Below are 19,191 nucleotides of genomic sequence, written 5' to 3'. Positions count from 1 at the left end.
GATCTCCTAAAATCACCACGGGCAAATCGTAACCTGCAAGAGCCAGACATAAATCCGGACCAATTCCTGCAGGTTCACCGCTACTTACTAGCAGTGGTTTCATGCCAAACTCTTTTCAACAACGTTCACATATGCTTCAGTGCGTAAATGTTGTTGCCAGTTATGAACAGCTTCCGCAAACTTCCGCTTTTGGAGAAACTGCCTTACCTGTTGTTTTTTAAATGCCTCTGAATCATCTTTTTGTTTCCGCGCAATCACTTCAATAAGATGCCATCCAAATTGACTTTTTACTGGCTGACTTACTTTATGCAGTGGCAACTCATTCATCGCTTTTTCAAATTCAGGCACTAATTCTCCTGGAGTGACCCATCCTAAATCCCCTCCCTTAACAGCACTGGCAGCATCTAACGAATATTGCTTGGCCATCAAAGAAAAATCTTTACCTGACTTTAGTTGTTGGTAAATATTATTAGCTTGTTTCATGGATTCTGAAGGAAGCATGCTTGCATCAGGTTTCAATAAAATATGACGAACGTGTGTCTGGGTAATAATATGTTGTTGATTTTCACCGCCAATAGCAATCAGCTTTATCAACTGAAATCCATTACCGGTACGTATTGGACCAACTACTTGGCCAACTTTCATTTTAATCACTTCTTTAGCAAAAAGTTCAGGTAGTTCGGCCAAATGTCTTTCTCCCAAATCACCACCTTCCAATGCAACTTCACCACTGGACTCTTCAATAGCTAGGCGACTAAAGTCTTCACCTTTGTTTATTTTAGCCAATAAGTTCTCGGCATTGGTTTTAGCCTTTTTTAATTGTTCTGTAGTGGGTTCTTCGTTTAAGGGAATAACTATATTTTGAAGATGATAGGTTAACTGAGTATTATCCACCTTACTGGCGGATTTTAAATACTGATCAACCTGTTCATTAGTAACCGATATGTCTTTTCCTACTGCTTTTTGTTGCAAACGAGATATTAACATTTCCTTGCGGATATTATTTCTATATTCTTTCCAGCTAATCCCTTGCTTTGTAATTTCTTCCCGCAATTGCGTTACAGTAATATTATTCATCGTAGCTACTCGCTCAATAGCACTATTAAGTTCACTGCTATCCACGGTTATGCCATTTTGCTTGGCCATTTGCAGTTGTAAATCAACATCAATTAAATGTTGTAATACCTGTTTTCGCAAAACAGTTTCTTGGGGTATTTCCATTTTCTGAGCCTGGATCTGTTTTTTAGATAACTCTACTTGTTTATCCAACTCACTGGACGTAATGACGCCATCGTTTACTATGGCAACCACTTTATCCAATAATTGCTTGCCTTCAGCAAGTCCAACTACTGAAAATAACACGCATACTAATGCCAATCTTTTAAACATGCCTTAATCCTCATTAACATTTGTCGGGCAATTTAGGGTATTATTAATTAAAATACAAGCAAACATGTTTAAATTCTACCCTAATTTAACGAGCAAATATATCGTTATATCCTGGAATGAAAGTACCCAGTACGTTAGATGGGTCGCTATATGCGACTGTTCCCAAGCCTTTCAATAGTATTTGCAAATAAATATTATTATTATACTCTGGCTCAAATGTTGCGTTTAGGTTTTTAAACGTTTTGCCCCCTAATATTCGCATGGCCCAACAGCAACTGTCGTATTGGACTCCAAGCAAAGACATCATGCTGTAATTTTTACTAATATTATAACTGTAGGCGCCAACCGTACTCCATTTTTCATTTAGAGGCCAGGAAAAGGCAATCATAGCCTGATGGAGTGCATTATCCTGAAAAGCATTATTTCTCACCAATCCACCATCGCTGTTAATCAGATAAGAGTAGCTGAAGTTAATAATTTCTTTTTCTTCGGGTTGATAATGCAAATTTAAATTTCCATTATTGGTCGCACGTGTTGCAGGGTCCCAGACATAATCACCGGTTACTCCCCATACCCTGTTCAAATGATAAACTGCGCGAGAAGCTATAGGGGATGTTTTAGAAGTTGAAGAAAGATTTCCAAATATATCAGGATTATCAATACAAAAACCGGATGGACTTTGGCAAAGTTGCACTTTCCGGTCAGCAAAGTATCTGATTTGACCAATGGAAAAATTCGCAAGTTCAGCACCAGTGTCTTCATGTAACCAACGAGATGTTAATGCATAAGTTAATTGATTCGCATCACCTATACGATCAAAACCTGAAAATCGATTAGTTCTGAATAATTGGTCTACATTAAAGATCATAAATCCCGAATCATACACTGGAATGGGGGTTTGATTTTGATAAGGTACCTTCAAATAAAATAAACGTGGCTCTAACGTTTGGGTGAATAAATTACCCCTCATATTGAAATCACGTTCAAAATACAATCCACTGTCCACAGTATACCTGGGGATAGTACGATTGAAATCGACATTTTGGGACCATAAATTATTACTACTGTAATTAAGGCTGGAAGGGTTCCATAAGACACTGTTAAGGCCATTTAAATTATAACCAGAACCGTTATTGCTCACTTGGTAATAATTTTCAACAATCTGTGCTGATGGTGTGACGTATCCCCAAGGCTTCACCAACGGAACTGCCAATACCGGATTAAAATGAAACCTGGGTCCTTGCGGCATCTGAACGGGTGTATTATTCCATGAATCAACCGGCCAATTGAACTGATCATATTCCCCAAGAATATTTAAATTTGCATTAAACGGTAAATCATAATAAAAAGCACGTGCCGTAATTTGTGGTAACCGCTCATAAACAGGAGCTATAGGACTCTGATTAATAGGTTGTAATGTCTGGTAGCTTTGCAACATCCCTCTGAAAATCCAATGATCGGTAGTAGTGGTTAAATCTGCCTGACGTAATAATTGCCTAACCGTAGTTAGGGCTAAGTTAGTACTGAAATCCTGCAGATAGTAGTCATCAGAGACTTGTTGTACGTTTAAATTAAATTGTACATTAGGGGCAATACTTGTCGTTTCAAGAATACTATAAGCCCAACGATTGGTTGACGTCCCCGCAAGTCTGGGAAATTGGGCTTCATTCTCCTGCAAAAAAGTATTAAAAGCCTTATCCTTAGGCAAAAAATTTCCTGTAATAATACCTGAGCTGTAGGGAGTTAAATAACGATACTCGCCTCCTATCATTGCACCCCGTTTGCTATAACCGTGGGGTGTTATGGTAAGGTCATGGTTAGGAGCAATATTCCAGTAGTATGGTAAGCCAAAATCAAAACCACCTACATTGGAAAATCCAAATATAGGCATGAGAAAACCGGATTTACGTTCCCTGTTGGTAGGAAAACTCAAATAAGGGGTGTAAAATACAGGCCACTCATTAACACGAACCACCGCATTTCGTGCCACACCTTTTGCTTGTGCATCATCTATGGCAATAGAATCTGCTTTTATTTCCCAAGTTTTATCTTGTGGCGCACAGGTTGTATACGTAGCTTGACGCAAAAAATAGTCTTTGTTCGCAAAGCGTCGAATAAAACTTGCTCTTCCCCATGCAGGCAGCACTGCCTTGCTTCTATCTGTATTGATGCGATACAACACATCTTCCGTTTCTCCAGAATTATCCTGAGGATTAATCGATGCTTTTCGAGCAATCATTAACTTACCAGGCTCCAAATAGCGTACATCATCTAAAAACTCAATTTTTGTAATTTTATTGGTTTTTTGATCTCTATAGAGGTAAGCAGTTTGCGCATTAACTACTCTTTGAGTTTGCTGAATTTCTACGTGGCCAGATAAAGTTGATCGTTGATTTTGATAAAAGGACACGCTGTCGGCCTGAATACGCACTTGTTCAGGATCGGCCAAAGCTGTAACCGTAAGGGGTTGATACGATCCAAGACATAAAGGAGAGCTTTGATCAGCTTGCCACCCCAGGCATTGAGCAAATTTAGCCCTTACTGCGTCAGTTAAATCTACATCTCGAGCAACAACACAGGCTTGAACCGGTTCATCAATAAACGATGCAGAATTTGCTAGCTCATAATAAACAGCCATGCTTATAGCGGATGCAGTCATTCCCAAGCTCATGACCAACCATTTTACTGAACGACAGAACTGAATGATTTTACAAGGCAAGAGTTTTAAAAAATAAACAAATACACGCAATAAGGCTATTGTGGAAAAAAAACTGATTAGCTTATTACAAAACTTAATGTTCACAGCTAACAAAATGCCTTATTATGCACACAATCAGTTTGAATTAATCCGCATTGGTTTTGTATCACGTTTCTATATGAAGCGTATCATCCTGAGTTGTGTGGTTTAAATTAGAGTAAGCTTGCAATTTATTCAATTACAAACCAGAAATAAAGACGGGAAGTATAGCATGCATGAAAGAGAAAACGCACTGAAAGAGTGGCTGTTCCATACGATTAAGCACAAAGATTTTATCCTGTCTGCTTTAGCCGGTGATGCCAGTTTCAGAAGGTACTTTAGATTGTACTCAGGGGGTTTAACACGGATTGTAATGGATGCTCCACCTGAAAAAGAAGATCTTGCACCCTTTGTACATATTGCCAAAACGCTCAGCGTAGCCAGGGTAAAGACTCCAGAAATCCTGGCTATGAATATGGAGCAAGGCTTTCTTTTGCTCAATGACTTTGGCGATCAACTTCTGCTAACTTTACTGCAATCTGAAACAGCAAATCGCTATTATCGTGATGCCATCAATACTTTATTTAAAATTCAAGGGTGCCCGATTAATGATCCTAAGCTACCATCCTTCGATAAGGCATTCATGCTAAATGAAATGGATTTATGTTCCGAATGGTTTTTTAAAGCATATCTTTCCCTGGAATTAGCTAACGATGAGCATCAGTTAGTACAAAACACGATGGAATGGATTGCAACAGAAGTATCACAACAACCCTTAACTTTTATTCATCGCGATTACCATTCGCGTAATCTGATGGTACTTAATGAGCAAGAAGAAAGTGCTTTAGGCGTCATCGACTTTCAAGATGCAATGAGGGGTCCGTTAAGCTATGACCTGGTTTCCTTACTGAAAGATTGTTATATTTCCTGGCCTAGAGAGCAGGTTTTAGAATGGGTCGAATTTTTTCATGCCCAAAGTGGACTAGTCAGTAGTTATTCTTTATCAGAATTTGTTCGTGCCTTTGACCTGTGCGGTCTGCAGCGGCATTTAAAAGTTTTAGGAGTTTTTTGCCGCTTGTACCTAAGGGATAATAAAGCAGGATATCTTGCGAATCTGCCACTTACGTTAAAATACGTCCTTGAATGTTGTGAGCTTTATGAAGAGCTCTCTCCTTTCTTGGGTTTTCTCCAGAAAAGAGTCTATTTACCATGAGCATTGCTATGATTCTGGCAGCCGGTCGAGGAGAGCGCTTAAGACCTCTTACTGAAGTGCATCCTAAAGCTTTATGCATAGTAAAAGACAAGCCCCTAATCGAACATCATATAATCAATTTGGCAAATGCGGGATTTAAACAAATCGTAATTAATCATGCCTATCTTGGGGGGCAAATTCGTCACTATTTAGGAGATGGTACGCGCTGGGGAGTTGCCATTCTTTATTCCCCTGAACCACCAGGTGGGCTTGAAACAGGAGGAGGTATAGTTCAAGCGTTACCTTTATTTGCCAATCAACCTTTCATTACAGTAAATGCGGACATTTTCACGGATTTTGATTTCAAACAAATCCAACTGGAAAAGGTGGAAAATCTTCATATCATTTTGACTAAAAAAAACCCGACTTTACTCCATCATGGTGATTTTGGTTTAAATAATAATACTCAACCGACTAATTCGAGTTGTGATTATACATTCGCGGGCATAGCCTGTTATCATCCCAAAATATTCGCCCAATGCACTCCAGGGCGCTATTCCGTTAGAACTTTGATTCGGAATTATGTGGCACAAAATAAAGCGACTGCCAGCCTACATCAAGGTTTTTGGTACGATATAGGCTCTATTGAACGGCTTAATGCTGCGAACATCCGCTAACCACCTGTTCTCATCGTGGTTTGAGGCTCTACTGCCGCTTCTTCAGATACTGCAGCCTCAGGAGTTTTATTCATTGCCTGTTTAACTGCCTGTTGTACTTGTGCACCTTTTTGTACTGTTGGGAACACCTGTTCATGGCAGGTGACTTTAATTCCTTTTGTTTCCATATATTGTGAAAAACCTTGTTCTGGATCAGTAATTAGTTTCCTCACCTCGTTAGGATTTGCTTTAGCGGGCTTATCTTGCGCATCCCGTTTTATTTGGCCATTTGCATTGGCGTCATACAACGTACTACCTTGGCTCACCAGATTTTTGTCAGCAAGCCATGAATTAAATAGTTTGTCAGTGGCCTCCAATGCTTTTCCTTTTAAAGAGCAACCGCGTAAAAATTCAGAATTATCACTTATCGCAAAATCAAAAGTCACATCCTCAACTCCTACACTGAGGCTTTCCAGATCTTTAACGGCATCAATTGCCATATTGGCCTGCATATTCTTAAAGTCAGAAGACTCTGGGCTCTGACCAAGCCATGGTTGGGAACTGGAAAGTAATTTAAACTTAGTATATTTGGCAAAATCCTCTACCTTTTTCAGGATATCACCACATTGATCCAGCATTTTCGCATCAGTTAATACCTGTCTAAATTGTGTTACCAGATAGTCCGCCGCTTCTACCGAGGTTTCTGCAACACTCATGGCATCCAGAAGGGTTTCTTTCAGGTTTGGAGGTAATGCCTTTGCTTTCGCCATAATTTATTTCTCTCTAAAATTTTTTTCTTACCTAATGTGCTAGAATCACAGAGTGGATGTTCTGATTATAGCAAACCAGAGGCGTACAATTGCCTCTGGTTCTGAGGCCAGATGTTAAAAGAACGTAAAAAATTTACATCAGCGGTGATTTGATACTATCGGTTACCGAAGCAAACGATTTCTTCTTCATTGAATCAAAAGTAAATTCATCCACCAAAATCGCATCCCAACGAGCATTTTCAACCGCCAGCAAATCATTCATTTCTTGTTGGGTCAGCTCGTTTTTTGCAACTTTTTCCTGCAGTTTCGCTTTTAATGCGCTAAATTTATAACGCTTCAAATCGTTGATTTTATGTGATAGCCCTTCAGTTTGGATAATTAACTGTAACGCATGTTCCATTCTATCCACTGGTTGTTTGGCATCGCCACTTAGATAGACATAGTTCTTAATCCTATCTCGGTAATGGTTATTGCCAGTCATTAAACGTGCTAATCTTTGCTCCAGTTTATCCTTAGGATAGCGCATGGTTTGTCCAAAAGGAAAAGCTAATAAGCGCATTAAAAACCCTAAGGGCCTGGAGGGGAAATTTTGACACAATGCGATCAATGATTTTTGAGCATGATAAAAGCAATAGGTCACTGCCCATTGAGCATGTAATTGCTCATCCTCATGGTCTTCATTCATTTGCACATTGCGTAAAGCAGCCATAGCCATATAAAGGTAGGAAATCCCATCAGCAAGTCGTGCTGACAGTCGTTCCCTACGCTTTAAATCACCACCTAAATAAATTAAAGACAAATCGGCAAGCCAGGCATAGGCATGGCTCAAACGTGCCAAACGTTTGTATTCTCTTTTCATGGAATTGTGAGGTACAGAAATAAATATTCCACCTGTCCATGCGGAGCAAATCGTTTTAGCAAGATTTTGCATGAAATATTGAATATGTTTCCAAATTAACACTCTAAAGGCTTCTTTATTCTCAGCCGAAACTGCATAAAACTCGTCGCGAATGAATGGATGACAAGCCATGGAACCTTGTCCAAATATCAACAGGTTTCGAGTCATCACATTAGCTCCTTCCACCGTAATAGAAACAGGAACACTTTGATACATGCTCGTTAAATAGTTACGTGGCCCAACAACCACAGCACGTCCAGCATGAACGTCCATAGCTGCATTAACCACTACTCGTGCAAGTTCTGTATTAAAATATTTGGTAATAGCAGAAGCCACGGAAGGTTTTTTATGTTCATTGACCGCAGCAACCGTTAATAAACGAGTTGAGTTGATTAAATAGTTTAATCCAGCAATTTCAGCGAGTTTTTCCGCCACCCCCTCAAATTGGGCAATTTCAACATTAAACTGACGGCGAATACGAGCAAAGGCCCCTGCCGTTAAATAAGACACGGAAGAGGATCCTGCCCCTAATGCCGGCAAAGAGATAGAGCGACCTATTGATAAACATTCAACGAGCATTTGCCATCCGTTGCCGGCCTTCTTTTGTCCGCCAATAATCGTGCTAATCGGAACAAAAATATCCTTACCGCGCAAAGTACCATTCATAAAGGGTTGGTCTGCTGGCAAATGTCTGTTACCAATTTCCAGATGTTCTGTATCACGAGGAATTAATAAGCAGGTAATGCCTTCCTGCCCTTCTCCCTTTAATAAGCCATCTGGATCTTTTAAGTTAACCGCCAATCCGATTAGTGTTGCAATAGGGGCCAAAGTTATCCATCGTTTATCCAAAGTAATATTAAGTCCCAGTATTGCCTTGCCTTCGACTGTCTTTTTAACTACTGTAGCGCTGGACTGAATAGAGGTAGCATCACTGCCCGCCCCCGGTTCAGTTAAAGCAAAACAGGGAATATCAACGCCTTTAGCCAGCCTGGGAAGATAATAGGCCTTTTGCTCCTCTGTTCCATAATAATTGAGTAACTCTCCCGGGCCCAGAGAATTAGGAACCATTACACTTACCGCAGCCACCCCAGAACGACTGGCAATTTTCATAACTACATCAGAATGTGCCCTCGCGGAAAATCCCTTACCACCAAACTCTTTCGGGATTACCAAACCAAAAAATCCTTTTTCTTTAATATACGTCCATACTTTAGCGGGTAAATCACGCTCCTGATTGATTTCCCACTCATCAAGCATGCCACATAAAATTTGAGTTTCATTATCAACAAAGGACTGTTCCTCTGGAGTTAATTGGGTAACAATACTGGCTAATCGCTGCCAATTCGGTTGACCAATAAAAATATCCTGCTCCAGCCAGGTATCTCCTGCATTTAGGGCTTCTTCCTCAGTTTTTGATAGTTTGGGTATCGTTTTACCCGCAGTTTTATACAGATAGTCACTAATAAACATACGTACGGGTTCAACTTGTATTATTACGATTGCAATAATAATAACTGTCCATAATAATAAACCGGAAATGAACGGCAATCCGATAATAAAAGTAGCCACAATCAGATAAACAACACTACCAATACCCCAGACTAGTGGGTTTATTGCTCTATAAAGTACAACTAACGTAAATACCAGATAAACTAAAAATAATGCAATAGCCATAATACCTCTTCCTTTGCTTTTTTATTATTGCAGGATAGTTAGGTAGTATATACTCTTTATAGTTCCTTTTACGAGTGGAAAAAATCTTCAGACGATACTCTAGCAGAGGTTTAACATATATTTTTTTATGCCGCTCAACTGCGTCAATATTGATGGATTGGTGATTACAGCATGACTCACAGACTGGTTTGGAATTTTGAATTTTCCACAATAAATACACCCCTTCTAAGAAGTAAGATAAATGAGCCAGATAACGTGAAGTGGGAAATACGTTATTTTTGGCCTGAAGAGCAGATCATTAGCCTGCACCTCCTGGATGACTCCTTGCTCGATATTGCTAATTACCAGCAAAAACACAAGGAGGATTACTATTATCTTTTGCCTGACTGTACCTATAATATCAAACGTCGCCGGGATGAAATACTGTATAAACCCATTTTGCAACAGGCAGCCAATGCTATTGGATATGGAACTAAAATCAATCTTGAGGCTGAAGACGATTACCCTGTTCAACAACCAGCTACGGTCCTTAAGCTACAAGACATATTACGTAAAACTCGAGAAAAAGGAATTGAAGTATGCGTCAAAAAAGAGTCGTTTACCTATAAATTTGCAACAAATCCAGGCGTAAAGCTTGAATTGGCTCGACTTGAAGTCAAAAATACAGTGTATTTTAGTGTATGCATTGAGGGTAAATCGCTTTATTTGGTAGAAAAAATTAACGAACACTTGCTGAAGAAGCAGGTTTCCTGCGACTATGTGACCTTTTTGAAAAGTATAATAAAATTATGATCCAAACCCTGTTGCACGTCATCTTTAGCTTTGGCAAAATCGGCCTAGTCTCCCTGGGTGGAGGCAATTCCATGTTAAAACTACTGGAATACGAAGCTGTTGAGTACCGTCATTGGGTTGGAAATGAAGAGTTCATCAGTATGCTAGGCTCAAGCTTTTTATTTCCCGGGCTCACTGCGGTAAAATTAGCAGCACTGATAGGATATAAAGCGGCGGGATTTTTGGGATTGCTCCTTGCCGTCATTTGCCTTAACCTCCCAGGCTTGATTCTGGCAATATTGGGCTATCATTGGCTTACCTCTCATAATGGACCCACTACGCGTAAAATTATGATCTCAGTTCAGTATGGTGGTCTGGCATTATTAGCTGCTGCAACTTTTTCTGTTGCTCAAGGTGTTGTGAATATGCATTCCTCTATTCCAATTGCCATTATGTGTGCCGTGTTTTTTTTGGCTTTGGCCTTTTGGAATTTATCCCCTTTTTATGGTTTTATTGCTTTTATCGGCATTTGTTTTTTTTTGGTTCGTTGATCAGAGCAGTGCTTCATCTTTTTTCCAAGAGCAGAAAAAATCAGATGAGCCTGGCAAGTGGTAGCGTTATACTAAAGGACGTATTACTCTAATTTCATAAAAAAGGAAATGAAGGCCCCATGGACACAAAATTGGATAATCCGGAATATTATATTAACAGAGAATTCTCTGCTATAGCCTTTAATCAAAGAGTACTGATGCTTGCTAATGACGAGCGTGTCCCTTTATTGGAGAGAATGCGTTTTCTTAGTATTTGCAGTAGTAATCTGGATGAATTTTTTGAAATTCGAGTGGCAGGTCTTAAGGAAAAAATTGCCTTGTCTTCAAGCAAAAGAACCATAGATGGTTTGCGGGCTGATGAGGCTTTTAGTCAGATTAGCCAAAAAGCTCATCTCCTTATTGAACAGCTGTATAATATATTTAACAAGCAACTTCTGCCTGCCTTACGCAAAGAAAACATTCATTTCCTCGAAACTCACCAATGGACAGATGACATCCATTTATGGGCAAAACACTATTTTAAACATGAAATTCTACCTGTAATCAGTCCTATAGCACTTGACTTAGCACACCCATTGCCCAAACTAATCAATAAAAGTCTGAATTTTATCATTTCCTTAAGTGGAAAAGATGCCTTTGATCGTAATATTAACTATGCGGTGGTGCACGCCCCAAGATCGATACCACGTATGATTCATTTGCCCTCAGAACTATGTGGAGACGCACATTATTTTGTTTATCTGACGTCTATTATTAAAACTCACGTCAATAGTTTATTCCCTGGAATGGAGATCAGTGGTTGTTATTCATTTCGCTTAACCCGTAACAGCGATTTATTCTTAAGAGAAGAAGAAATTGATGATTTGGCTCAAGCAGTGCAACGGGAAATCTTTTCCCGTCATTATGGCCATGTAGTCAGACTGGAAATTGAGCATAAATGCCCTGAGAAAATAATCGATTTTCTCCTGCAGAAATATCATTTAAGACATGAGGATACCTATTATTGTGATGGTCCTGTGAATTTACAAAGATATACCAGTGCCATTAATAGTATTGACAGACCTGACTTAAATTACCCCCCATTAACTGCTCAATACCCTAAATTTCCCAAATCAGAGCGAAATTTATTCAATGTTCTCGATGAACAGGACATATTGCTCCACCATCCTTACCAAAGCTTTGAACTGGTCATCGATTTTGTGAGACAAGCAGCGGCAGATCCCCATGTTCTGGCAATTAACCAAACCCTATACCGCACACACTCCGCATCAGTAATGGTTGATGCCCTGGTTAATGCAGCACATTCAGGAAAAGAAGTAACAGCAGTTATAGAGTTACGTGCCCGTTTTGACGAAGAGTCCAACTTAAAACTTGCTAATAAACTGCATACAGCCGGTGTGCTGGTACTTTATGGGGTGGTCGGCTATAAAACCCATGCCAAAATGACCCTGGTAGTAAGGCGAACCCATGGTAAGTTAAAGCGTTATGTCCATTTAAGTACAGGAAATTACCACGAACAAACAGCGAAACGTTATACCGATATAGGTTTGTTAACCTGCGAGCCAACAATTGCCTCAGACACTCAAATTATTTTTCAGCAACTTACCGGCCTTGGAAAAGTGGTAAAGCTTAAAGCACTGAGTCACGCTCCATTTACCCTGCAAAAAACCCTACTGCAATTCATAGAGCAATGCATCAATGCTGCTACAAATGGTGTAGAAACTGAAATAATGCTCAAGATAAACGGATTAACTGATAAGGTAACCATCCAGGCTTTGTATAGAGCATCTCAAGCGGGGGTAAAAATTAACCTGTTAGTTCGGGGTGTTTGTTGCTTGAAACCCGGACTACATGGAGTATCGGATAACATACGTGTCTTGTCATTTATTGGTCGTTTTCTGGAACATCATCGAATCTATTATTTTCGCATTAATGAGGTGGAGCATTTTTTTTGTTCCAGCGCAGACCTGATGGAAAGAAACTTATATCATCGCATCGAAATAATGTTCCCCATTCTTGATGAGCAATCCAAAAAAAGAATCAAACAGGAAATCATCAAAAACTATCTCAAAGATAATAGCAATACTTGGGAGATGCAAAGTGATGGGACCTATAAGCCCAATATCCAGGGAAATAACTGTGCCCAGGAAAAATTAGTAAAACTTTATGAAGATGACTCAGTCTGAATCTCTTTCAAATCAATAATGTCTTACTTGATTTTCCTGGCTCTTCTCGAGCCAGACGTGGTAATAAATAGCCGGGCAAGCGGATTTGTAACTGCTTATACAATGCTTGTACCGTGGTAAAGGGTAAATCAAAGTGAGCGGCACCTTTTACCTTATCCAGCACATGCAAATAATAAGGCATGACGCCATAAGCAAATAAAGATTGACTTAATACAGCTAAAGTTGTGGCATCATCGTTTATACCCTTTAGCAAAACGGATTGATTTAACAAGCAACAACCAACCTTTTGCAAATCGTCACAGGCTTTTCGCACGTCCTCATCAAGCTCCTGGGGATGATTACAATGTAATACCACAACCTTTTTAAAACGCGTTGTTGCCAATAACGCGATCAAGCCCTGATCTATTCGTTCAGGAAGCACAACAGGGATACGGGTATGGATGCGTAAAGTATGAAGGTGGGGAATACATTCAAGCTGTTGAAGCAAATCAGCTAACATTACGTCAGAGGCCAGTAAAGGATCGCCTCCGCTTAAAATAACCTCTGTAATACTGATATCATTAGCGATATAGTTACAGATTTCTTTCCAACCCCTTCGCCCTGGATTGTTGCCTTGATAAGGGAAGTGTCTTCTAAAACAATAACGACAATTGACTGCGCAAACCCCTGTTAGGGTAAGTAATACCCGCCCATGATACTTATGAATCAATCCTTTTATAGGGATGGTGTTTAATTCAATAAGTGGATCAACGTTGTAACCATCCTTATCTTTAAGTTCGTTAGATGCGGCCAGCACTTGTAACAATAAAGGATCATTGGGGTTTCCTTTTTGCATACGCTTTGCAAATCCCAATGGGATACGGCTGGGAAATTGTTTTTCCGCCAACAAACTACCATTGATGATTGGCAACTCTAAAAAATCTAATAAGTCACTTGCCGAAGTGAATCCTTGCGCTAAAATTTTCTGCCAACTCAAAGAGGTTTCTCGCATTAATTATACAGACTTGATAAACTGTGCGAACTGTAACGAAAATAAAGCAAAATCTCAACTATGGAGCACTGATGGCAATCTATAGCACTAACGAATTTAAAAATGGCTTAAAAGTAATGGTTGATGATGCACCATGTAACATTCTTGATTGTGAGTTTGTTAAACCAGGAAAAGGGCAAGCCTTTACCCGAATTAAAATTCGTAACCTAAAAACAGGCAGGGTAGTAGAGCGGACATTTAAATCTGGAGATACGTTACCCTCTGCAGATGTTGCAGATGTAGAAATGCAATATCTTTATAATGACGGCGAACAATGGCACTTTATGGTTCCAGATAATTTCGAACAATATGCCGTGAATGAGACCACACTTGCAGATGCTGCTCAATGGTTAAAAGAACAAGATATCTGTATCGTAACGCTGTGGAATAATGAACCCATACAAGTTATGCCACCTACTTTTGTCATTTTGGAAATTGTTGAAACCGATCCTGGTCTCAAGGGCGATACCTCAGGCGGCGGTGGAAAGCCTGCCAAATTAGAGACCGGTGCTGTAGTGCGCGTCCCTTTATTTGTTCAAACAGGTGAATTAATTAAAGTGGATACCCGGAAAGGCGAGTATGTTTCACGGGCTAAGGAATAATTTCATAACATAAAACGTCACTATTGAACTAATGGCGTTTTATGTCATCTGCTTTGAACTATTTAGCAGTCTAGTAACCACCGAAATAACCAGCCCCCCAATACCCAGTGTTTCCCCAGTAGTATCCCGGATAACCAATATAATAGTAATTATTTCCCCAATAGGGTCTGGTATTGTAATAACCTACCGAGTAAACATAGTCATTGCTATAAGCTGGATCATAAATAACAGTATTAACTCCAGTATTAGCAGCACAACCGGTAATTATCAGTAAAGGTGCACTCACAGTAATAGCAACTACTAACTTATTCATGATTGCTTCCTAGCATATAATTGTTCTTTAATTATACAGCATGATTTTCATTTACTCAAATGGAGTGCTTTCATTTACTAGGAGGGGAAAACGTTATGAGCTAGCAGAACAATAGATAGAACAGGCAATGACATCCTAGATACTGAGCCGCGACTAACATGCACTTTGGAGACTTATGCAGAGCTTAAGGTTTCCTGTAAAATCCAGGCTTACACACCACCCTTCAAAACAGTCTCCCTATTTGAAATTACTTACTGGTTCAGCAGGATCAGTCATCACCTATATGTACTAATAATAGACCATCACAGCCCTTATTGGCAATTTTTTGTACAATTATTCGTATCCTGTCAGAATCGCCGGGTAAGTGTCTGCCACTGAGCCCGGACTAATCCGAGCCGCGCGCGTCAGCAAGCGGAATTATCTCGAGATGCTTATGTGGTGCATGGAACCTGCCGCACTTTAAGTAAGATTAATTCAGCCAATGATGGCATTTCAAATTTTTTAGTCACCCTATCGTAAATATACTGATAAACGTTGTATCCTGTCAGAATCGCCGGGTAAGTGTCTGCCACTGAGTCCGGATTAATCCGAGCCGCGCGCGTCAGCAAGCGGAATTCTTTAAAAATATTCAAAATACCTATTGACACGGTTTTTCTGTAAAACTGATGTTTTTCCATATCAAACGTAAGTCATGCAATATGCATGCCCTAAGATCCCCAAGATCACAATGTAGCCCCTTTCACTAATAAAACATCTCCCTCCTGAGGTCAGATTTTTTCTTAGCCCTTAGTGGCGTTAAAACTCGAAAAATGCGTTCAAAAAAAGTCATGTTATGATTGCCGTATCAGCATTAGTAACGCAGTGGTAGATGATGAAACGCCAAGAAATCAAACAAGTTTTAGATGAGTTAACAAAAGATATCGATAGTCTTGCCGACAAAAAGGCCGTGACTATCATTAAGGTATTGGTTAATTTGGTCGAAATGCTTGCCGAAGAAAATGCTTTGCTCAGAGAGGAAAACCAAGTATTACGTGATGAGATAAACCGCCTTAAGGGTGAACAGGGCAAACCTAATATTCGCGGTCAATCCAAAGGTAGCAATGGCGATAATACAGGCAATTCCAATCATTCATCTGAAGGAGATCGCAATAAACGTGGTAAAGGGAACAATAAAAACACAGGCAAAGACAAAAAAAACGTACGTATTGATAGACGTGTTACGATTGCTCTGGACAAAGCAACGCTGCCAGATGACGCCAAGTTCAAGGGTTTTGAGATTCGAATCATCCAGGATCTAAAAATCATCACGGATAATGTTGAATTCAAGCTGGAAACGTATTACTCACCATCTTTGAAAAAAACCTTTATTGCGCCGATTCCTGGCGAATATAAGGGCAGTGAATTTGGTCCTGGGGTTAAAGCGCTGGTCATCACATTATACCGTGATGCAGGGATGACGGAGAGCGCCATTGAGCGCTTTTTAAAAACATGTGGTATTCAAATATCACATGGTAAAATTGCTTCCATGCTGACAGAAGGCAATGATATTTTTCATCAGGAAAAAGAAGATATTGTCGATGCCGGTAGCAACGCAGGCTTGTACCAGCAGATGGATGACACAGGCAGTCGTGTTAACGGCAAAAATCACTACACCCATGTTTTATGTAATGACTTTTTTACAGCATACTTCACTCGTCGTAAAAAAGATCGCTTGACCTTATTGGAGTTGCTGTGTCGAGACCAATTAAAGTTTATGTTTAATCAGGAGGCTTATGAGTTAATGGATGAGTTTGGTCTCGCAAAAAAATGGTTGGATCAAATTAAACCAATGCTGCATGCACAACCCCTCACACGTGAATCAATCGATAGTTTGATGGGAACACTTTTTCCAAATCCAAAAAAACACAGCACGAATCGACGCATAATTCTTGAGTCAGCAGCTCTTGCCTATTATCAGCACTCGAAATACTTCATCCATTATTTAATGACAGATGATGCGCCTCAGTTTAATAAATTGGCCCTACATCATGCGCTGTGCTGGATCCATGAAGGTCGTCATTATAAAAAACTCACTCCATTCTCAGATATGAATCAGAATATATTGGCTGTATTTCTTGAGCAATTATGGGATTTCTACCATGCATTATTGACTTACAAGACGGCTCCATCTCAATCAATGGCCCAACAACTATCAATGCAATTTGATACTTTGTTCGCAACCACGACAGGCTATGATGTTTTAGATCAACGCATTGCAAAGACACGTGCTAAAAAACAAGCGTTATTATTGGTGTTAGACCATCCATTTCTGCCATTGCACAACAATGCCTCTGAATTAGGGACACGGTTTCAAGCAAGGATACGCGACATCAATCTCCAAACGGTCTCCCAAAATGGCACCAAATCAAAGGATACGTTTGCCACGATTGTACAGACGGCCAGAAAACTGAAAGTTAACGTTTATCAGTATATTTACGATAGGGTGACTAAAAAATTTGAAATGCCATCATTGGCTGAATTAATCTTACTTAAAGTGCGGCAGGTTCCATGCACCACATAAGCATCTCGAGATAATTCCGCTTGCTGACGCGCGCGGCTCGGATTAGTCCGGGCTCAGTGGCAGACACTTACCCGGCGATTCTGACAGGATACTAAACGTTAACTTTCAGTTTTCTGGCCGTCTGTACAATCGTGGCAAACGTATCCTTTGATTTGGTGCCATTTTGGGAGACCGTTTGGAGATTGATGTCGCGTATCCTTGCTTGAAACCGTGTCCCTAATTCAGAGGCATTGTTGTGCAATGGCAGAAATGGATGGTCTAACACCAATAATAACGCTTGTTTTTTAGCACGTGTCTTTGCAATGCGTTGATCTAAAACATCATAGCCTGTCGTGGTTGCGAACAAAGTATCAAATTGCATTGATAGTTGTTGGGCCATTGATTGAGATGGAGCCGTCTTGTAAGTCAATAATGCATGGTAGAAATCCCATAATTGCTCAAGAAATACAGCCAATATATTCTGATTCATATCTGAGAATGGAGTGAGTTTTTTATAATGACGACCTTCATGGATCCAGCACAGCGCATGATGTAGGGCCAATTTATTAAACTGAGGCGCATCATCTGTCATTAAATAATGGATGAAGTATTTCGAGTGCTGATAATAGGCAAGAGCTGCTGACTCAAGAATTATGCGTCGATTCGTGCTGTGTTTTTTTGGATTTGGAAAAAGTGTTCCCATCAAACTATCGATTGATTCACGTGTGAGGGGTTGTGCATGCAGCATTGGTTTAATTTGATCCAACCATTTTTTTGCGAGACCAAACTCATCCATTAACTCATAAGCCTCCTGATTAAACATAAACTTTAATTGGTCTCGACACAGCAACTCCAATAAGGTCAAGCGATCTTTTTTACGACGAGTGAAGTATGCTGTAAAAAAGTCATTACATAAAACATGGGTGTAGTGATTTTTGCCGTTAACACGACTGCCTGTGTCATCCATCTGCTGGTACAAGCCTGCGTTGCTACCGGCATCGACAATATCTTCTTTTTCCTGATGAAAAATATCATTGCCTTCTGTCAGCATGGAAGCAATTTTACCATGTGATATTTGAATACCACATGTTTTTAAAAAGCGCTCAATGGCGCTCTCCGTCATCCCTGCATCACGGTATAATGTGATGACCAGCGCTTTAACCCCAGGACCAAATTCACTGCCCTTATATTCGCCAGGAATCGGCGCAATAAAGGTTTTTTTCAAAGATGGTGAGTAATACGTTTCCAGCTTGAATTCAACATTATCCGTGATGATTTTTAGATCCTGGATGATTCGAATCTCAAAACCCTTGAACTTGGCGTCATCTGGCAGCGTTGCTTTGTCCAGAGCAATCGTAACACGTCTATCAATACGTACGTTTTTTTTGTCTTTGCCTGTGTTTTTATTGTTCCCTTTACCACGTTTATTGCGATCTCCTTCAGATGAATGATTGGAATTGCCTGTATTATCGCCATTGCTACCTTTGGATTGACCGCGAATATTAGGTTTGCCCTGTTCACCCTTAAGGCGGTTTATCTCATCACGTAATACTTGGTTTTCCTCTCTGAGCAAAGCATTTTCTTCGGCAAGCATTTCGACCAAATTAACCAATACCTTAATGATAGTCACGGCCTTTTTGTCGGCAAGACTATCGATATCTTTTGTTAACTCATCTAAAACTTGTTTGATTTCTTGGCGTTTCATCATCTACCACTGCGTTACTAATGCTGATACGGCAATCATAACATGACTTTTTTTGAACGCATTTTTCGAGTTTTAACGCCACTAAGGGCTAAGAAAAAATCTGACCTCAGGAGGGAGATGTTTTATTAGTGAAAGGGGCTACATTGTGATCTTGGGGATCTTAGGGCATGCATATTGC

Annotated in this window: 16 protein-coding genes (1 of these 16 cut by a window edge); 7 read left to right on the top strand and 9 right to left on the bottom strand. The window is 39.9% G+C overall.

Annotated elements, in window-relative coordinates; translation table 11 throughout:
- From pdxA to HRS36_RS01735, 3 genes are all read right to left on the bottom strand, one after another.
- Positions 1–103, bottom strand: partial view of a 4-hydroxythreonine-4-phosphate dehydrogenase PdxA gene (pdxA, locus tag HRS36_RS01745; RefSeq protein WP_173235943.1) — the 5' portion only. It extends 869 nt beyond the left edge of the window; only the first 103 of its 972 coding nucleotides appear in the window; it begins with the start codon at positions 101–103; the stop codon falls past the left edge of the window.
- The gene (locus tag HRS36_RS01740) at positions 100–1,389 is read right to left on the bottom strand and encodes a peptidylprolyl isomerase (RefSeq protein WP_173235941.1); all 1,290 of its coding nucleotides are present in this window, start codon (positions 1,387–1,389) and stop codon (positions 100–102) included. Before HRS36_RS01740 ends, pdxA begins: the two co-directional genes overlap by 4 nt.
- A gap of 85 nt (positions 1,390–1,474) precedes the next feature.
- Positions 1,475–4,060 (bottom strand): LPS-assembly protein LptD, encoded by a 2,586-nt coding sequence (locus HRS36_RS01735; RefSeq protein ID WP_173238414.1) that lies wholly within the window; start codon positions 4,058–4,060, stop codon positions 1,475–1,477.
- 298 nt (positions 4,061–4,358) lie between these two features.
- Here HRS36_RS01735 and HRS36_RS01730 point away from each other — a divergent pair, with 298 nt between their 5' ends.
- Both HRS36_RS01730 and HRS36_RS01725 read left to right on the top strand, forming a co-directional pair.
- On the top strand, positions 4,359–5,339 hold the full coding sequence (locus tag HRS36_RS01730) for an aminoglycoside phosphotransferase family protein (protein WP_173235939.1): 981 nt from the start codon (positions 4,359–4,361) through the stop codon (positions 5,337–5,339).
- Entirely contained in the window at positions 5,336–5,995 is a 660-nt protein-coding gene (locus HRS36_RS01725) for a nucleotidyltransferase family protein (protein WP_173235937.1), read from the top strand. Before HRS36_RS01730 ends, HRS36_RS01725 begins: the two co-directional genes overlap by 4 nt.
- Here the strand turns inward: HRS36_RS01725 and HRS36_RS01720 are convergent.
- Positions 5,992–6,744: a hypothetical protein gene (locus tag HRS36_RS01720; RefSeq protein WP_173235935.1), complete on the bottom strand. Its 753-nt coding sequence runs from the start codon at positions 6,742–6,744 to the stop codon at positions 5,992–5,994. The two genes, HRS36_RS01725 and HRS36_RS01720, sit on opposite strands and share 4 nt — an antisense overlap.
- A gap of 133 nt (positions 6,745–6,877) precedes the next feature.
- On the bottom strand, positions 6,878–9,316 hold the full coding sequence (locus HRS36_RS01715) for an acyl-CoA dehydrogenase (RefSeq protein ID WP_173235933.1): 2,439 nt from the start codon (positions 9,314–9,316) through the stop codon (positions 6,878–6,880).
- Between the two features lie 171 nt (positions 9,317–9,487).
- Here HRS36_RS01715 and HRS36_RS01710 point away from each other — a divergent pair, with 171 nt between their 5' ends.
- From HRS36_RS01710 to ppk1, 3 genes are all read left to right on the top strand, one after another.
- Complete coding sequence (locus HRS36_RS01710) at positions 9,488–10,108, top strand: hypothetical protein (RefSeq protein WP_173235931.1); 621 nt, start codon at positions 9,488–9,490, stop codon at positions 10,106–10,108.
- The gene (locus HRS36_RS01705) at positions 10,105–10,638 is read left to right on the top strand and encodes a chromate transporter (protein ID WP_173235929.1); all 534 of its coding nucleotides are present in this window, start codon (positions 10,105–10,107) and stop codon (positions 10,636–10,638) included. Before HRS36_RS01710 ends, HRS36_RS01705 begins: the two co-directional genes overlap by 4 nt.
- Before the next feature lie 119 nt (positions 10,639–10,757).
- Positions 10,758–12,824, top strand: a complete 2,067-nt coding sequence (gene ppk1, locus HRS36_RS01700) for a polyphosphate kinase 1 (RefSeq protein WP_173235927.1) — start codon at positions 10,758–10,760, stop codon at positions 12,822–12,824.
- A 7-nt stretch (positions 12,825–12,831) separates the two neighbouring features.
- Here the strand turns inward: ppk1 and epmB are convergent, their stop codons facing one another.
- Complete coding sequence (gene epmB / locus HRS36_RS01695; protein ID WP_173235925.1) at positions 12,832–13,815, bottom strand: EF-P beta-lysylation protein EpmB; 984 nt, start codon at positions 13,813–13,815, stop codon at positions 12,832–12,834.
- A 71-nt stretch (positions 13,816–13,886) separates the two neighbouring features.
- Here epmB and efp point away from each other — a divergent pair, with 71 nt between their 5' ends.
- Positions 13,887–14,456: an elongation factor P gene (gene efp / locus HRS36_RS01690; protein WP_173235923.1), complete on the top strand. Its 570-nt coding sequence runs from the start codon at positions 13,887–13,889 to the stop codon at positions 14,454–14,456.
- A 70-nt stretch (positions 14,457–14,526) separates the two neighbouring features.
- Here the strand turns inward: efp and HRS36_RS01685 are convergent, their stop codons facing one another.
- Both HRS36_RS01685 and HRS36_RS01680 read right to left on the bottom strand, forming a co-directional pair.
- Positions 14,527–14,769 (bottom strand): hypothetical protein, encoded by a 243-nt coding sequence (locus tag HRS36_RS01685; protein ID WP_173235921.1) that lies wholly within the window; start codon positions 14,767–14,769, stop codon positions 14,527–14,529.
- A gap of 431 nt (positions 14,770–15,200) precedes the next feature.
- Positions 15,201–15,446: a hypothetical protein gene (locus HRS36_RS01680; protein ID WP_173235919.1), complete on the bottom strand. Its 246-nt coding sequence runs from the start codon at positions 15,444–15,446 to the stop codon at positions 15,201–15,203.
- A gap of 191 nt (positions 15,447–15,637) precedes the next feature.
- Here HRS36_RS01680 and HRS36_RS01675 point away from each other — a divergent pair, with 191 nt between their 5' ends.
- Positions 15,638–17,329 (top strand): IS66 family transposase, encoded by a 1,692-nt coding sequence (locus HRS36_RS01675; RefSeq protein WP_173235423.1) that lies wholly within the window; start codon positions 15,638–15,640, stop codon positions 17,327–17,329.
- 91 nt (positions 17,330–17,420) lie between these two features.
- On the opposite strand, the gene HRS36_RS01670 is transcribed toward HRS36_RS01675, so the two are convergent.
- Positions 17,421–19,016 (bottom strand): IS66 family transposase, encoded by a 1,596-nt coding sequence (locus HRS36_RS01670; protein ID WP_173235917.1) that lies wholly within the window; start codon positions 19,014–19,016, stop codon positions 17,421–17,423.
- Positions 19,017–19,191 lie beyond the last annotated feature (175 nt).

This window comes from Legionella antarctica (assembly GCF_011764505.1).
Taxonomy (GTDB): Bacteria; Pseudomonadota; Gammaproteobacteria; order Legionellales; family Legionellaceae; genus Legionella; species Legionella antarctica.
Note: the sequence above shows the minus strand (reverse complement) of the source record. Positions and strands in the feature narration are given on the sequence as shown.

Excerpts from the sequence above, each read along its gene's own strand:
- HRS36_RS01705 (WP_173235929.1), top strand. The coding sequence starts at position 10,105 with ATGATCCAAACCCTGTTGCACGTCATCTTTAGCTTTGGCAAAATCGGC.
- HRS36_RS01675 (WP_173235423.1), top strand. The coding sequence starts at position 15,638 with ATGATGAAACGCCAAGAAATCAAACAAGTTTTAGATGAGTTAACAAAA.
- epmB (WP_173235925.1), bottom strand. The coding sequence starts at position 13,815 with ATGCGAGAAACCTCTTTGAGTTGGCAGAAAATTTTAGCGCAAGGATTC.
- HRS36_RS01735 (WP_173238414.1), bottom strand. The coding sequence starts at position 4,060 with ATGAGCTTGGGAATGACTGCATCCGCTATAAGCATGGCTGTTTATTAT.
- efp (WP_173235923.1), top strand. The coding sequence starts at position 13,887 with ATGGCAATCTATAGCACTAACGAATTTAAAAATGGCTTAAAAGTAATG.
- HRS36_RS01670 (WP_173235917.1), bottom strand. The coding sequence starts at position 19,016 with ATGATGAAACGCCAAGAAATCAAACAAGTTTTAGATGAGTTAACAAAA.
- HRS36_RS01725 (WP_173235937.1), top strand. The coding sequence starts at position 5,336 with ATGAGCATTGCTATGATTCTGGCAGCCGGTCGAGGAGAGCGCTTAAGA.
- ppk1 (WP_173235927.1), top strand. The coding sequence starts at position 10,758 with ATGGACACAAAATTGGATAATCCGGAATATTATATTAACAGAGAATTC.
- HRS36_RS01740 (WP_173235941.1), bottom strand. The coding sequence starts at position 1,389 with ATGTTTAAAAGATTGGCATTAGTATGCGTGTTATTTTCAGTAGTTGGA.
- HRS36_RS01720 (WP_173235935.1), bottom strand. The coding sequence starts at position 6,744 with ATGGCGAAAGCAAAGGCATTACCTCCAAACCTGAAAGAAACCCTTCTG.
- HRS36_RS01680 (WP_173235919.1), bottom strand. The coding sequence starts at position 15,446 with ATGGAAAAACATCAGTTTTACAGAAAAACCGTGTCAATAGGTATTTTG.
- HRS36_RS01710 (WP_173235931.1), top strand. The coding sequence starts at position 9,488 with ATGACTCACAGACTGGTTTGGAATTTTGAATTTTCCACAATAAATACA.
- HRS36_RS01715 (WP_173235933.1), bottom strand. The coding sequence starts at position 9,316 with ATGGCTATTGCATTATTTTTAGTTTATCTGGTATTTACGTTAGTTGTA.
- HRS36_RS01685 (WP_173235921.1), bottom strand. The coding sequence starts at position 14,769 with ATGAATAAGTTAGTAGTTGCTATTACTGTGAGTGCACCTTTACTGATA.
- HRS36_RS01730 (WP_173235939.1), top strand. The coding sequence starts at position 4,359 with ATGCATGAAAGAGAAAACGCACTGAAAGAGTGGCTGTTCCATACGATT.